The organism is Asanoa sp. NPDC049573 (assembly GCF_040676615.1).
Classification (GTDB): domain Bacteria; phylum Actinomycetota; class Actinomycetes; order Mycobacteriales; family Micromonosporaceae; genus Asanoa.
Window position 1 is genome coordinate 90,033 of the sequence record NZ_JBFAPI010000003.1, and the last position, 13,185, is coordinate 103,217.

Sequence of the window (13,185 nt, forward strand, 5' to 3'; positions counted from 1 at the left end):
TTTTGTCGATCAGGCCGTCAGCGGTTGCTAGCGGCCGTTCGAGCCTGCCGGCGCAGGTCGGGACCGCTTGGCGCGACGCGTGCTCCCTGCGCGACCGGCGGGAAGTACTCGAAGACACCCCCCATGTCGGCGACCACGTTGATGACCCCGGAGTTGTTGTAGATCTGGAACTGCTGGTTGTCGCCCAACCCCGCGATGGTGCCGTTGGCCACTGTCTGGCCCTTGTACGGGTTGAGCGTGCTCACCGCCGGCCGATCGCTGCCGTCGTTGGGCCACACCGTCAGGTAGGTGTTGGCCGTCGGGGTGACGCCCGCGACGTTGAGCGAGAGCGCGTAGGTCTCCGGCGTCACCGAGGCCGGCGAGTCGACGACCCGCACGCCCGAGCGCATCGCCGTGGTCTGACGGGTGTCGAGGATCCGCTGCGGAGTGACCGGCCTGAACTTCAGGCCGTTCTCGTCCTTGGCGTAGACACCGAACACGTCGACGATCCAGTGCGTGGTGGTGTTGGTGTAGACGCCGAACATCGGTTCGTAGCCGGTGCCGCCGGTGCAGAATTCGCATATCGCGGTCGGCACGGTCGCGCTGTTGGGCGTGATCCCGCCCTTGGCGTAGTTGACCGCGGAAACGCCGACCGGCGGGTCGCCGACGCCGTTCCAGGTCGTGAGGTAGCCACCGTTGACCGGGTTGATCGCTGTCACGTTCATCGCGATCGCGGTGACCGAGGCGTCATCCGCCGCGTTGCCGAAGGTGATCGCGTAGCGGATCCAGCCACCGCCGGGCACCGCGCCTTCCGGGTCCTGGCGCGTGTCGCCGAGCCGGAACGGGTCCTGGGGGAAGTAGGTGCTGCCGATCGGGGCCGCCTCGTCGACGCTGTAGTAGCCGGCCACATCCGCGAGGATGTGCGCGCCGAGGCTGTTCTGGTAGATGTTGACGTATCCGTTGGCGCCGACGGCGACGGTGACCGAGTTGGCCCGCGTCGCACCCTTGGTGAAGTTGATCGACGACGCGATCGGCCGCGTGACCCCGTCGGGGTAGGCGGTCAGGTAGCCGTTGCCCTGGGTGCCGGTGACCGTCAGGTTGAGGATGACGGCCGAGACACCCGTCGCGGGCACGCCGCCGCGGCCGCCCACCTGGAGGTGGACGATGCCGCCAGGGCCGACGATCCGCTTGGGCGCGCCGAGGCCGCTGCGGGTGTCGAGGATCCGGCGCGGTGTGACCGGCGTGTAGGTGCCGACCGCGCCGACCGGCTCGGCCGCCGATGGCCGGACGTCACCAATCGGCCGAACCGTGTTGATCATCGGCCGAACGGATTGCCGGATGGCCGCATGCGCAGGGCCCGCCCGTGCGGCGTGGCGCGCGATCGTCGCGACCGGCCAATGTGGTGCGAGCGAAATCCGTGACGGAAGCCCGCTCGTGCGGGCCTCGCAGGCGCGCGTCCCGGTTCTCGACGGCGTCATCCGCTGCGGCAGGGCATGTGTCGAACCCAGTTTCGCGTTCTCGGTGCAGGCAAAGCGCAACCGGTGCCGTCGCCAGCTCACCGTCAAGGACTCGGCGACGGGCTACGGCACTTACGCGGACGCCAATCCGCGAAACAACACCGCAACGGCCAGTTAGCGGTGAGGCGCCGAACGGTGAGGCAGGCTCGGGGGCAGGGCAGGGGAGCAGAAAGGTCAGTCCGTGTAGTCTCGCGCTCACCGCGCGTGTGCGTAAGAGGCCAAACGTACCGGAGAACGCTCGTACAATTGGTGCGCATGGCAGGCGTACGACTGCGTCGCGTGTACGAAGACCCAACCCCAGCCGATGGCACCCGCGTGCTGGTCGACCGGCTCTGGCCACGCGGCCTTCGCAAAGACGAGGCTCATTTCGACGAGTGGCTCAAAGACATCGCACCGTCCGCAGAGCTGCGCACCTGGTACGGGCACCAGCCCGACAAGTTCGACGAGTTCCGCCGGCGCTATCTGGTGGAGCTCAAACACAACGACTCGCTCGACCGGCTCAAGGCGATCCGCCGTGAAGGCGAGCTGACGGTGCTCACCGCGACCCGCGACGTCGACCACAGCCACGCGGCCGTGCTCGCGAAACTGCTCGCCTAGCCCGCGCCGGCGGCCCAGCCGAGCCACCATTCCTGTTCCGGCACCTCGCCGGCCGCCAGCGCGAACGCGGTCAGTGCCTCGGTGACCCGGGGCTGCCAGAGCTTGGGTGTGGCGGCCACGATCCGCGACAGCTCGGCCCGCCGGCGGGTGATGACCTGCTCCACCAGGTCCCGGCCGGTCGCGCTCAACCGCACCGTGACCACCCGCCGGTCGCTGGTCGACCGGTCCCGGTGGACGAGTCCCTTGCGCACCAGCCGGTCACACATCCGTTGACCGGTCGATGCGGCAACCCCGAGCTCGTTGGAAATGTCGACGGAACGTTGCGGGCCGCGGCTGGCCAGCACGACGAGCGTGCGGAACTGCGGCAGCGTCACGTCGGCGTCGAGGTCGGCCAGCGAGCGGGCGGCCAGGCCGACGAATGCCCGGCTGGCCACCATCAGCGCTTCCACGGCGGCCTGCTCGCGGGCCGGCGGCACCATGCGTTATCGGGCGGCGGACGCGACGGGCTCGCCCCGCCGGGCACAGCGCGGGCACCGCTGCCAGACGATGCCGCCGACGCGCAGCTCGACCCAGCCGATCCGGCGGGCGGCGAGCCAGGTCATCCGCTGGTCAGCGGGACCGGGCGGGGCGAATTCGGCACCGCAGGTGTCGCAGGACAGCAGCGCCGTGCCGTCACCCGGGCTCACCACGCGCAGCACAGCGTCACCTCCACCACCGGACGCGAAACAGATTCGTCGGCGCAACCATAGCAGTATGCAATCGATCGGGGCAGCATGCGGCCGACTCCGAACGATCACCCTGCATCGACGGCGCGGACCGGCGCCTTGCACAGTGGACAACGAGCTGTCTAGATTGCCCTGACAATACATCCGACCGGCAGAAATGTGAGGACCGGTCGGCTGTTCCGGAGCGGCCGCCGGTTCGGGATAAAGGAAGACAACCGACGGGACCGGCGCGAGAAACGTGTAGGGAACGATGGATCTCTTCCTCAGCTATGCCAAGGAAGATCAAGAGGTCGCCAACAAGATCAGCAAGCAGTTGACCGCACGTGGCTTGAGTGTCTACGACTGGCTGGACAACAAGCAGCGGGGCGGCCGGATCGTCGAGCGGATGGAAGAGGCGATCAGCGCCGCCCGCGGCTTCCTCGCGCTCGTCTCGCCCGCCTACGCGGCGTCGCCCTGGTGTCAACGCGAGCGCCGGTTGGCCATCCACATCGAGTCCGATCGCCAGAGCGTCGACAGCCATAGTCAGTTCGTGCACGTCCTGACGGTGGCCAGGACCGACCGCGGCACCGTCGGGTTCCTGCGCGACTATGACTGGCAGGACGCGACCAATGACGCGGCGATCAGCAGCAGCCTGGAGACCGTCGTGAGACAGGTGCGGGGCGACGGCACCACACCCGGTGGCACCCCCAGCCCGCCCGTCTCCAGCGTCCGCCCGCCGCTGTTCCGCAACCGCGAGACCGAACTCCTGGACCTCGAACGGGCGCTCAACAACCCCGGCGGCATCCACTTCTGGCTGATCACCGCGCCGCCCGCACTCGGCAAGTCCTGGTTGCTCAGCCGGTTGAGCACCAGCCTCGCCAACGACGAGGACGGCAACGGCTGGGGCACCCAGCTGATCGACATCCGCGAAGAACCGTCCTCGATCCGGCACGACGTGCCGCGGCTCCTCGCCCGCCTCTTCGGCCTGGACCGCCCGGATCTCAGCGAGCCGGACGCGATCCGGGCCAGCGCACAGCGGATCCTCGCCAGCGGGCGGCCCTTCCTCTGCCTGCTCGACAGCGCCGAACTGCTCGACCTGCCGGCGATCAAGGCGCTGCGCCGCTGCATGCGCGCCGTCTACCAGCGCGTGCAGGAAGCCGGCGACTCACGGGTCCGGCTGGGCATCGTGGTCGCGAGCCGCCGCGACGACGGCTGGCCCGGCCTCGAGTCCGAGCCCCGGCTCGAGTCCCTCCGGTTGACCCCGTTCCGGCTCGAGATCGTCCACCAGGCTCTGGCCGATCTGGCCCGGCGGATGAACCGCACCAACGTGCCGTCGTCGGTGATCAGCGCGCACGCCAGGCGGGTGCACCGCCTGAGCGAAGGGCTGCCGGCGCTGCTCGACCGGGCGTTGCGGTGGATCCAGCAGGAGCAGTGGATCGAGTTGGAGCGGCTCGACACGCAGGAACTGTTCCAGGAGCTGGCGGAGCCCTACATCCGCTCCGAGCTGTTGTCGGAGGAAAGCCTGTTCCCGCAGGGCGGCGACCACCTGCACGAGACCCGGGTGGCGCTGGAGACCGCGTTGCGCAACCTGGTTCCCTACCGGCTCATCACCATGTCGCACGTGCAATACCACCTCGCGTCCGACCCCGAGCTGCGCCGGGTGGCCAGCGAAGCGGGGCTCGAGCTGGAGACGCTGTGGCGCGCCCTCAGCCGCACCGCGCTCCTGCTCCAGCTGCAGAGCGAACCGTGGCACGAGGTCTACGCACCCATCCGTCGGCTGCTCTTCCGCTACTTCTACTCGACCGACGAGGCCCGGCTGGCCGCCCGTCGCCTGTCTTACCAGTTCGTCACCATCTGGACGGAGAAGGTGAACAACAGCGACCAGGTTCGCGGCGCGATGGAATGCCTGTGGCACGAGGCGGTCCTGCTCCAGCTCGAAGACCCCGCGTCGATGGCACAGCAGCTGCCCGAGTCGATGCGCGCGCTCTACGACGCGTTCCAGTCTTCCGACAACGCCTGGGAGCTGAGGTCGTTCGCCATGCGGCTGGCCGAGAACGACACCGAGTTGCACGCGGCCATCGGCGGCGAGTCCGAGCTGTTCGACCGGCTGATCGGCATCATCAACCCCGGGGTCGGCCGATGAGCGACGGCTTCCCCGACTACATCGCCCGGGCCGAAGAAGACCTGATCCGGCAGGAAGCCGCCCGGGTCGGCGCCGACCGGCGCAGCCGCGCGGTGCTGCTCTACGGTCCCGGCGGCGTCGGCAAGACCCGGCTGGTCCGCCGCCTCGCGCACGAGCGCCGGCCCGACGACCCGGCCATCTGGCTCGAGCCGATCGACGTCGACGACTCGCAATACTGGCTGCTGTCCAATCTGGAGCAGCGGGTCGTCGAGCAGATCGACCCGGCCGGCACGCACTTCGGCCGCTACCACGAGTACCTGTCCCAGTTCCCGCACTACCCGGGCCCGAGCATCGACCAGGAGCTGCTGGTCAGCCACCTCGGCCGGATCAAGAAGGTGTTCGTCGACTGCTACCGGTCGTTCGTCGAGGCCACCGGCCGGCCGGTGGTCGTCACGCTCGACACCGTCGAGGTCATCCGCGGCATGGACCTGCTGCTGACCCTCACCCAGTGGATGAAGTCGTTGCCAGGCACCCTGTTCGTCCTCTCGGGGCGCCCGCTGACCAGCGCCGACAGCATCGACCCCATCCGGCGCGAGCTCGAAGACCCGCACCAGTCGATCGAGCTGACCACCGTCGAGCTGGGCGAGTTCGGCCCCGCTGCCGCCCTGGGCTATCTCGACGCCAGCGCGGTCGCGGCGGCCCTGTCCGCCGACGAGAAGACCAAGCTGATCCACCTGACCCGGGGACATCCGCTGTGGCTCGCCCTGACCGTCGACTATCTGCTGGTCAAGGGCATTCCGGAGGAGGCCGCGCAGCCGTTGGCCGACATCCAGGAGATGCTGCCGGCCCAGGGCGAGCCGACCACCGCCGGGCGGGCGCTCGAAGACGCGTACAAGCGGCGCTTGGTGACCCCTTATCGGGAGACCGACTTCTGGCATGAGGCGATCAAGCGGCTGGCGGTCGTCCGCAAGAGCGTCAACCTCTCGGCGTGGCAGGAGTTGATGGCCGACTGCGCGCTTCCGCCTGACGCGCCCACCTGGCCGGAGGCGTGGGAGCAGCTGCTGCGAACGCCCTGGATCCGCCCGCGGGCCAACGAGCGCTACGCGACGCTGCACGACGCGCTCGCCGACGAGCTCACCCGGCGCCTGCTTCCCCTGCACGACCAGGACCAGCAGTGGCGCCGGTCGCTGTGGAAACGAGCCGTCGACATCTACGCCCGGCTCACCGACGGCCCCGAGCGGGAGTTGCGCCGGCAGGTCGCCGCCCTCGACGGCGAGGCCGCCCGATCGGCCGGCGACGACGAGGCCGGGCGGCGAATGGCACAGGACTTCATCGCCACCGTCGGCCGGCTCAGCGCCGAGAAACGCGAACTCGACCAGCTCAAGGCGGCCGGCCTCTACTTCCAGCTGCTCTCCGACTTCGAGCCGGGCGCCCGCCAGTTCCTGGCCTACTTCGAGAACGCCCGGCGCGAGCACGACCTGCTCTTCGAGAACCTCATCGCGGTGGAGATGCAGCGCTTCCTCCCCGCCACCGCCCGCCTGGTCACCACCGGCGAGGCGGAAGGCGAAGTGATGGAAGACTTCCACCGCTGGCTGGGCACCGAGCCGGGGCTGCACATCGACATCGGCCTGAGCATCGCGGCCCACCTCATCGAGAACGAGCAGCCCGACCGCGCGGCCAGCCTCCTCGAAGGCCTGCCGATCACGCCGGCCCAGCCGGTGCCGGCCTACCGGCGCAGCATCCTGATCGGCAACGCCGTCATGCGGATTCCGGGCCGGGTCCGCGAGGGCAAGCAGCACTTCGACGCCGCCCTGGAGACCGCGCGGGCGCTGGTCACCGACGACCGCGAGAAGCTGGTCGCCGAGGCCCACAAGGAAATGGGCTACTACCTGCGCAACGAGGGCCTGTGGGAGTTGGCCGACCAGGCCTACCAAGAGGCACACAGCGCGCTGTCGCAGGGGATGTCGCGGCGCAGCCCCGCCGAAGACCGCGAAGAGATGGCATCGATCCAGACCAACTGGGCGTACGTGAAAGGCCTGCGCGGCAACTATCGCGAGGGTCTGAGCCTGGTCGACAGCGCCATCGCCGTGCGCCGGCGGCTCGAGTTGCGGCAGGGAGAGGCCACCTCGTGGAGCGTGCGCGGCGAGTTGCTGCGCTTCAACCAGCAGTTCGAGCAGGCCTGGACGGCCTACCAGACCGCGCAGCGCATCTTCGAGGGCATCCGCGACTGGCCCTGGCTCGGCCTGGTCTACCAGGAGCAGGCGATCTGCCTCCTGCAGGCGGCCCAGGCCGGGGTGGCGTTGCTGCCCGATCGCGACGCGCAGAGCGCCGCGGAGGAACGGATCACCTACGCCCTCGACATCTGCCACGAGTGGAACACCCGGGGCTACCCGTCGGCGCTCAACCGCGCGGGCCGCATCTTCGGGCGGGTCGAGCCCGATCGCGGCCTCGACTTCCTGAGCAAGGGGATCGAAGAGGCGCTCCGGTTCTCCGACGGTTGGTTCTGGCTCGCCAACCTCATCGAATACGTCGAGCTGTGCTACCGGGTCTGGGCGATGACCGGCGAGCGCGAATATCGCGACCGGATCACCGCCCGCGCGGCCGACATCGCCACGGCGGTCGACGACTACGACTTCCCGGACCTGCACGGTCGCTGGCGGCTCGTGCAGGGCCATCTGGGGCTGCGCGACGCCCTCGGCACGGCCGACCCCAACCCGCCGGACGAGATCCTCGCCCACTACGCCAGAGGTTTCCTCGACGTCGCCGAGGGCTACGCGGCCTCGCACGGCGCCGCCGCCGTCAATGCCGAGTTCCGCACCTTCGCGGAGCTCTTCACCAAGCTTCCCGACGATCGCCAGGAGGCGTGGGAAGAGCGGCTGCGGTCGGCGTGGCAGTCGTCGACTCCCCTGATGGCCTGCCTGGAGCAGCTTTACTGAGCCGCGAAGGTGCGCGCGGGCCAGTCATTCGAAAGGGTCTCATTCCATGGGTTACGAACGGGCTGTCGTGTTGTCGAGCGCCGATCTGCACGACGGCCAGCGGCTTATGGTGCACAACTGCGAAGACTGTGCCTGCGCGGTGACCGAGGCGTTGGCCGAGGCGGGTCCGGTGCCCAGCTTCGACACCGGCCCGTGGGTGCGGGCGGCCGAGTTGGTCGACCTGCCGCTGGATGCCGGCCGCCGGCTGCTGTTCAACCCGCTCGGGCGCGGCGGTGTCGTGGTCGTCAACGAGCCGGCGAGCCAGCTGGTCGCCTCGCTGGCTTCACCTTCCATCGTGGATTCCGCTGATGACGCGGTGCGTAAGCTCGCCGCGCTCGAGCTGATTCACCCGGTCTCCACGCCGGTGCGGCCGAGCTTCGGGACGGGCACGATGCTCACCGCCTGGCTACACGTGACCAACGCCTGCAACCTGCGCTGCCCGTACTGCTATGTGGACAAGACGGCCGAGAAGATGGAAGACGAGGTGGGCTACGCGTCTGTCGACGCGATCCTGCGGTCCGCCGTCGACAACGGCTTCCGGGCCGTCAAGCTCAAATATGCGGGTGGGGAGGCGAGCCTCAACCATCATCTGGTACGCGTGCTGCACGCGTACGTCCGGGAACGCGCCCTTGACCTTGGTTTGGAGCTGCACGCGACCCTGCTCTCCAACGGGGTGCGGCTGCCGGACCCATTTGTCGACGAGCTGACCGGCGCCGGCGTGCGGATCATGGTCTCGCTCGACGGGGTCGGCGACAGCCACGACGCGCAACGCCCGTTCGTCAGCGGCAAGCCGTCGTTCCACCACGTCGAGCGAACCATCGACCGGTTGGTCTCGCGTGGCCACCGCCCCCACCTGTCGATCACGGTGACCAACCGCAACGCCGACGACCTGCCGGCCGCGGTGCGGTTCGCGCTGGAGCGCGACCTGACGTTCAGCCTCAACTTCTTCCGCGACAACGACTGCGCGGCCAGCTTCACCGACCTGCGGTACGAGGAGCAGGGCATGATCTCCGCCCTGCTGAAGGCGTTCGAGGTGGTCGAGGAGTTCCTGCCGCCGTGGAGCGTGCTGGGCGCGATCCTCGACCGGGGCCAGTTGGTGCAGCCCCGCGAGCGCTCGTGCGGCGTAGGCCAGGACTACGTGGTGATCGACCAACGCGGCGGCGTGGCCAAGTGCCACATGGAGATCGAAAGAACGTTGGGCGACGTCTTCACCGACGACCCCCTGCGCCTGGTGCGAAGCGACCAGCGCACCGTGCTCAACCTGGCGGTTGACGAGAAGGAAGGCTGCCGCACGTGCACCTGGCGCTACTGGTGCAGCGGCGGCTGCGCCGTGGCGACCTTCCGTGCCACGGGCCGCTACGACGTCAAATCCCCGAATTGCAACATCTACAAGGCCATCTACCCCGCCGCCCTCCGTTTGGAAGGACTCCGCCTCCTCAAATACGCCGGCGAACAGGTGGGTTCGTAGCCAGGGCGCTACGTCCCGCCGTCGAAGTACTTCCGAGGTGAACTGGCCCGGCTCGACGCGGTGAGCTCGTCGACGGCGATCGCCGGTCGGGCACCTCGGGCGGAGAGGGCGTCCTGCTCGTGGCGAATGGGCGGTCGCCGGCCGGGGTATGGCCGGTCAGCCCTCGGTGACGTCGGCGGCGTCGTCGCCGATCGCGTTGCCAACCACGAACGCCGCGTGGTGATCGCGCGATTGTGACGCGCGGACCGTCCCGTGCGGCGCCGTCGGGCCGGTTCCTGAAGCCTTTTCGGAAATAGTGTTGCTCCCGGTGGACGCCGCACCTACCTTGGTTGCAGACGTTCGAAACCGAGCAAGGAGACCCGGACATGTTGTGGCAGCCCATTTCGGAACCGCAGCGGCGCACGCCGTGCGGCTTCGCGGGTATGCCCTATGCCGGGCGATCCGTCGATCTGACCGCCAGCGAGAAGCCGAACCACGCGGGACGGCGGCGAAGGTAAGCGCACACGAAGCGCTCACGCCGCCCCTCCCGAACCGGGACTGAGCGGCGTTTCTGTTTTCCCACAACGCATCCAACTGAATGCACAACACGCTTAGGGGCGTGGCGCAATTGGTGGCGCAGCGGTCTCCAAAACCGAAGGTCGCAGGTTCAAACCCTGTCGCCCCTGCTTTCCTACCGGACCTATCGGCCCGGAGTGGGATCGTGATTTGAGAACTCCACAGTGGATGGCATGTAATTCCCGGGCCGGCTGGCCCCGTGTCGCTTCGGCGCGCGGGCCCGGCCCTGCCCGGGGACATACCAGCGGGCCGGAAACCGGCCGGCGGCACGTCCTACAGGGCGCGCCGCACGGTCGGAGCCGACCCGCACCGCTCCGCCGCGGACGCCAGCTCGAACGGGTTCGAGTCCCGCCTGCTCCACCGAGACCGTCCCGGTGCGGAGAAGACTGACGGCCGTTGGAGTAGTGGTCATCTCGCTGGACTCTCAATCCAGAGAACGCGGGTTCAAATCCCGCACGGCCGACGTAGCAACGTCATGCGGTAGTAGCTCATCAGGTAGAGCGGCTGACTTCCAATCAGCAGGCGCGCGGTTCGAGTCCGCGCTACCGCTCGCCACATCGTTGACAGATGTTCTGTCAATCTAGCCAACCGCCGGCCGGTGTCGCGATGTCTGCGACATCGAGAAAAACGAAAGGAGGATCCGGTGGACGTCCTGGTCATCAACGCCGACCTCGGCCCGCTCCACCGGGTCAGTTTGCGGCACGCCGTGCGGATGCTCGTCCGGCGGGTAGCCGAGGTCCACGAAGCAACCCCGGACCGGTTGATCGGTGTCTACCCGGTCCCGACCGTTGTGCGGCTCGTCCGCTACGTGGTCACGAAGTGGCGCTACAGCGCCGGGCCGGCCTGGTCGCGGCAGGGCGTCCTCGTCCGCGACGGCCGGGTCTGCGCGTACTGCGGCGGCCACGCCTCGACCGTCGACCACGTGCTGCCTCGTTCCCGCGGCGGCCGCAACCTCTGGACCAACACCGTCGCCGCGTGCGACGGCTGCAATCAGCGCAAGGGTGACCGCACCCCGGCCGAGGCCGGGATGGTCCTGCGGTTCGAGCCGGCGACCCCGTCGTGGGCGTCGCTCGCCCGGCGCTGACAGGTGCGGCCGGCCCTGTCCGCCGGCCGCACCGATGGGGACTGGTGCAACTTGGCAGCACGCCGGATTCTGGCTCCGGAGGTTGGAGGTTCGAGTCCTCCGTCCCCAGCACGAGCCCTCGCAGTGGCCGTCCGGTGCGCGTGTCGCGCCGAGGGCACCAGCGCCGTGTACGGCGAAGCGCGCCGGTTCGAGTCCGGCGCCGGCTCCATGCCAGCGCAGCACGACAGGTGGTGCACCGGATTCGTAACCCGGAGGTAGGCGGTTCGAGGCCGCCCGCTGGCTCAACGGTCAGCATGCGGTGGTGGCGGAATGGCATACACGCCCGGCTCGGAACCGGGCCCCGCAAGGGGTGGAGGTTCGACTCCTCATCGCCGGTTCGATCCCGGCCATCTCCACGCATCGCGCGATGAAGTCGGCCGCAGCAGCGGCCGGCGAGGAGGCCGTGTGCTTACAGAGGAGAGTCCGCCATCGGTGAGGCAAGCGGGTTGCTAACCCGTGGGCGGGGTGACTCGTCGGCCGGTTCGACTCCGGCACTCTCCGCCAACTCGTCGTAGCTCGGTCGGTTAGAGCGCGGAGCTGATTACTCCGAGGCCAGTGGTTCGACCCCACTCGACGAGACGCATGCCCCGGTGGCGCAGCGGATAGCGCACCTGATTACGAATCAGGGGGTCGCAGGTTCGATTCCTGCCCGGGGCACTCCGGGGAGCAGACGGTCGCCGTCGGCTCCACCGCGGGTTGTGGCGCAGTTTGGTAGCGCGCTCGGTTCGGGACCGAGAGGTCGTGGGTTCAAATCCCGCCAGCCCGACGCATGGTGAGGCCAGCCGACAGCCGGCGCCGGCCGCGGTCCCGAAAACCGTTGGGGGTAACACCCGTAGGAGTTCGACCCTCCTCCTCACCGCCAGGTCCCGTTAGCTCAGCCTGGTCAGAGCGGCAGACTCTTAATCTGCGCGTCGGCGGTTCGAATCCGCCACGGGACACCAGCGTGACGCGGCGCGTGCCGGACGCACAGCGTGGCCTTCCAGGCCCGCTCCGCCGGGTTCGAATCCCGGTCCCGCTCCCAAGTCCTGGTAGCTCAGCGGGAGAGCGCGGCGTCGACAGCGCCGAGGTCGGGGGTTCGACACCCTCCCGGGACACGCGCATGGCGCGGTGGACGAATTGGAAGAGTCGCCCGGCTTTCACCCGGGACACCTGCGGGTTCGAGTCGCGTCCGCGCTGCTCTTTCCCCCGTAGCTCAACGGCAGAGCGGGCCCCTGTTAAGGGCAAGGTAGTTGGTTCGACACCAGCCGGGGGAGCGATGGCGAGGTCCAGGTCGACGCCGAGGTCATCGCGCCGGTCAACGGCCCGTTCGGGCTGCGATTGAGCACCGACATCCAAGCCCAGCGCCACCGAGGACTCACGCACCACGGCCGCAGCGTTGCGGCATCTGCCCGGGTAGCTCAGCGGAAGAGCACCGTCTTCACACGGCGGGGGTCAGCGGTTCGAAACCGTTCCCGGGTACATCGCGGAACCTCGCGAGCATGGTGGCTGTAGCTCAACGGCAGAGCGCCCGGCTGTGACCCGGGAGGAAGTCGGATCGACACCGACCAGTCACCCCAAGGGAGTGCGCCACCGACGGTGAGGTGGGGCCGGCTGTAACCCGGTTGCCTTCGTGCTCAGGGGGTTCGAATCCCTCCACTCCCACGCACACATGCCCTCGTAGCTCAGGGGAAAGAGCGCGCCGCTCCGGACGGCGAGGTCGCAGGTTCGAATCCTGTCGAGGGCACGCCATGACCCGCCCGCGTCGCTGGGTGCGGCGGCCGGTCCGGAAAACCGGATCCTCGCACGCACGGGGTTCGATCCCCCGGCGGGTTTCGAGGTGCCATCCACTGTGGAGCCTGCGCACGGGAAGCCATCGCGGGCGAGACCTCACGGCAAAAGGCGAATCCGCCACAGGCGGCCCGATCTTCGCTCTGCCACGACCGCCGTCCCGCGGACCGCGCCGGGACTGTTCGGAATGGGCGGGCTCGTACTCGCCGCCATCACCACCTCGATCAACCTGCTGCCCTGCGCGGGCCGCCGTTCGAGTGACCCCGGGCTGTCGTCAACGTGGCCCTGGTGGCGGGCGCCACGCTGTGCATCGCTCGCCGGCGGGGCAGGTGGGTACCTAACCAGGGCGCCCCGCCGCGATCTCCGTCGCAGGTCGCG

At 69.0% G+C, this 13,185-nt stretch carries 9 protein-coding genes and 18 tRNA genes; 24 read left to right on the forward strand and 3 right to left on the reverse strand.

Features of this window, described 5'->3' with window-relative positions; all coding sequences use genetic code 11:
* Positions 1–17 precede the first annotated feature (17 nt).
* Positions 18–1,298, reverse strand: a complete 1,281-nt coding sequence (locus tag AB0J74_RS07235) for a hypothetical protein (RefSeq protein ID WP_363445646.1) — start codon at positions 1,296–1,298, stop codon at positions 18–20.
* On the opposite strand from AB0J74_RS07235, the gene AB0J74_RS07240 reads away from it, so the two are divergent.
* Together AB0J74_RS07240 and AB0J74_RS07245 are read left to right on the forward strand one after the other, a co-directional pair.
* Positions 1,288–1,614 (forward strand): hypothetical protein, encoded by a 327-nt coding sequence (locus AB0J74_RS07240; protein WP_363445648.1) that lies wholly within the window; start codon positions 1,288–1,290, stop codon positions 1,612–1,614. The two genes, AB0J74_RS07235 and AB0J74_RS07240, sit on opposite strands and share 11 nt — an antisense overlap.
* Before the next feature lie 137 nt (positions 1,615–1,751).
* Positions 1,752–2,093, forward strand: coding sequence for a DUF488 family protein (locus AB0J74_RS07245; protein ID WP_363445650.1), 342 nt, complete (start codon positions 1,752–1,754; stop codon positions 2,091–2,093).
* On the opposite strand, the gene AB0J74_RS07250 is transcribed toward AB0J74_RS07245, so the two are convergent.
* Positions 2,090–2,542 (reverse strand): MarR family transcriptional regulator, encoded by a 453-nt coding sequence (locus AB0J74_RS07250; protein ID WP_363445652.1) that lies wholly within the window; start codon positions 2,540–2,542, stop codon positions 2,090–2,092. The two genes, AB0J74_RS07245 and AB0J74_RS07250, sit on opposite strands and share 4 nt — an antisense overlap.
* 33 nt (positions 2,543–2,575) lie before the next feature.
* Positions 2,576–2,791, reverse strand: a complete 216-nt coding sequence (locus AB0J74_RS07255) for a hypothetical protein (protein ID WP_363445654.1) — start codon at positions 2,789–2,791, stop codon at positions 2,576–2,578.
* 277 nt (positions 2,792–3,068) lie between these two features.
* On the opposite strand from AB0J74_RS07255, the gene AB0J74_RS07260 reads away from it, so the two are divergent.
* The 22 genes from AB0J74_RS07260 to AB0J74_RS07365 all read left to right on the forward strand — a co-directional run bounded on the left by AB0J74_RS07260 (position 3,069) and on the right by AB0J74_RS07365 (position 12,763).
* Positions 3,069–4,940 carry a TIR domain-containing protein gene (locus AB0J74_RS07260; RefSeq protein WP_363445656.1) on the forward strand — a complete coding sequence of 624 codons (1,872 nt, stop codon included), beginning with the start codon at positions 3,069–3,071 and terminating at the stop codon, positions 4,938–4,940.
* On the forward strand, positions 4,937–7,855 hold the full coding sequence (locus tag AB0J74_RS07265; protein ID WP_363445658.1) for an AAA family ATPase: 2,919 nt from the start codon (positions 4,937–4,939) through the stop codon (positions 7,853–7,855). Before AB0J74_RS07260 ends, AB0J74_RS07265 begins: the two co-directional genes overlap by 4 nt.
* Before the next feature lie 46 nt (positions 7,856–7,901).
* Positions 7,902–9,362, forward strand: coding sequence for a radical SAM protein (locus AB0J74_RS07270; RefSeq protein ID WP_363445660.1), 1,461 nt, complete (start codon positions 7,902–7,904; stop codon positions 9,360–9,362).
* 592 nt (positions 9,363–9,954) lie between these two features.
* Positions 9,955–10,027 (forward strand) — tRNA-Trp (locus AB0J74_RS07275).
* Between the two features lie 280 nt (positions 10,028–10,307).
* Positions 10,308–10,380, forward strand: a tRNA-Glu gene (locus AB0J74_RS07280).
* 14 nt (positions 10,381–10,394) lie between these two features.
* A tRNA-Gly gene (locus AB0J74_RS07285) sits at positions 10,395–10,467 on the forward strand.
* Positions 10,468–10,560: 93 nt separating this feature from the next.
* Positions 10,561–11,001: an HNH endonuclease gene (locus tag AB0J74_RS07290; RefSeq protein ID WP_363445661.1), complete on the forward strand. Its 441-nt coding sequence runs from the start codon at positions 10,561–10,563 to the stop codon at positions 10,999–11,001.
* A 35-nt stretch (positions 11,002–11,036) separates the two neighbouring features.
* Positions 11,037–11,110: transfer RNA gene (locus AB0J74_RS07295), tRNA-Gln, on the forward strand.
* A gap of 100 nt (positions 11,111–11,210) precedes the next feature.
* Positions 11,211–11,283, forward strand: a tRNA-Thr gene (locus AB0J74_RS07300).
* 16 nt (positions 11,284–11,299) lie between these two features.
* Positions 11,300–11,396, forward strand: a tRNA-Pro gene (locus AB0J74_RS07305).
* Positions 11,397–11,456: 60 nt separating this feature from the next.
* Positions 11,457–11,544 (forward strand) — tRNA-Ser (locus AB0J74_RS07310).
* An 80-nt stretch (positions 11,545–11,624) separates the two neighbouring features.
* Positions 11,625–11,697: transfer RNA gene (locus tag AB0J74_RS07315), tRNA-Arg, on the forward strand.
* Between the two features lie 35 nt (positions 11,698–11,732).
* Positions 11,733–11,806: transfer RNA gene (locus AB0J74_RS07320), tRNA-Pro, on the forward strand.
* A 5-nt stretch (positions 11,807–11,811) separates the two neighbouring features.
* A tRNA-Ser gene (locus AB0J74_RS07325) sits at positions 11,812–11,902 on the forward strand.
* 1 nt (position 11,903) lies between these two features.
* Positions 11,904–11,981 (forward strand) — tRNA-Lys (locus AB0J74_RS07330).
* Positions 11,982–12,062: 81 nt separating this feature from the next.
* Positions 12,063–12,134, forward strand: a tRNA-Val gene (locus AB0J74_RS07335).
* Positions 12,135–12,141: 7 nt separating this feature from the next.
* Positions 12,142–12,216: transfer RNA gene (locus AB0J74_RS07340), tRNA-Glu, on the forward strand.
* A 5-nt stretch (positions 12,217–12,221) separates the two neighbouring features.
* Positions 12,222–12,293: transfer RNA gene (locus tag AB0J74_RS07345), tRNA-Asn, on the forward strand.
* Positions 12,294–12,426: 133 nt separating this feature from the next.
* A tRNA-Val gene (locus AB0J74_RS07350) sits at positions 12,427–12,498 on the forward strand.
* A 23-nt stretch (positions 12,499–12,521) separates the two neighbouring features.
* Positions 12,522–12,596 (forward strand) — tRNA-His (locus AB0J74_RS07355).
* Between the two features lies 1 nt (position 12,597).
* Positions 12,598–12,681: transfer RNA gene (locus AB0J74_RS07360), tRNA-Tyr, on the forward strand.
* 9 nt (positions 12,682–12,690) lie between these two features.
* Positions 12,691–12,763, forward strand: a tRNA-Arg gene (locus AB0J74_RS07365).
* Positions 12,764–13,185 lie beyond the last annotated feature (422 nt).